The following is a 981-nucleotide window of genomic DNA, read 5'->3' on the forward strand; positions in this document are numbered from 1 at the left end:
GTTCACCGATTAACAAAACAACAGCAAAAAAAGTTCACCGATTAACAAAACAACAGCAAAAAAAACGATTACAAGATCAAGCTGTAAGAGAAAAAAAGAAAGGAATGAAGTATTCTCCTCGTAGTAAACGACTCAGTGGTATCAATGTATATATGACAAACACCCCTACAGATATTGTCCCGATGGGACAGGTACATGACTGGTATTCTTTGCGTTGGCAAATCGAAATTTTATTTAAAACGTGGAAGTCATTCTTTCAAATCCATCATTGTAAAAAGATAAAACCAGAACGATTGGAGTGCCATTTATATGGTCAATTGACTGCCATTCTACTCTGTTCTTCTATCATGTTTCAAATGCGCCAATTGCTCCTCATGAAGAAAAAACGAGAGCTTAGTGAGTATAAAGCCATATATATGATTAAAGACTATTTTCTTCTTCTATTCCAAACTATACAAAAAAACACCCAAGAGCTATCAAAGGTGTTACTTCGTCTGTTCAATCTCCTACAGCAAAACGGRCGAAAATCCCATAGGTATGAGAAGAGAACAGTCTTTGATATATTAGGTGTCGCTTATAATTGTACCATGTCTGATAACCAAGTAGCTTAATTCAAAAAAGGAAACCCGTTAGGGTTTATTTCGTATGCAAATCTTTAAAGCATCTACGTATAGACTTTCGAAAAAAAGAAACAATCTTGCTTATCATTGACGTTACACGGGCTTAGCTTGATAGCGATGTGGCGATACCCCATCGAGAAAAAGAAGGATACAATGAGCGAAAACAAAAAGCAAAAACCATTATGAGTGAAGAACTTTTACAACAATTTTATCACACTGATAAATACGAAATAGGAGATACCTATAAAACGAAACCAATCGAAATGAAGTTTTATTTACAAGAAAATGAACCCGATCAAGAGGAAGTAAATGTGTTAGCTGAATTTATAAATGTCACGACTGATTCAACGCAAAATCGAGA

1 protein-coding gene and 1 pseudogene are annotated in these 981 nt (G+C 34.9%); both read left to right on the plus strand.

Annotated elements, in window-relative coordinates:
- A partial coding sequence (locus AC1DTM_RS28615; RefSeq protein ID WP_477001505.1) for an IS4 family transposase occupies positions 1 to 611 on the plus strand: 611 nt, incomplete at its 5' end.
- Between the two features lie 140 nt (positions 612 to 751).
- Positions 752 to 981: pseudogene (locus AC1DTM_RS28620) on the plus strand (hypothetical protein); the annotation flags it as partial.

This window comes from Bacillus sp. P4_D3, assembly GCF_056401855.1.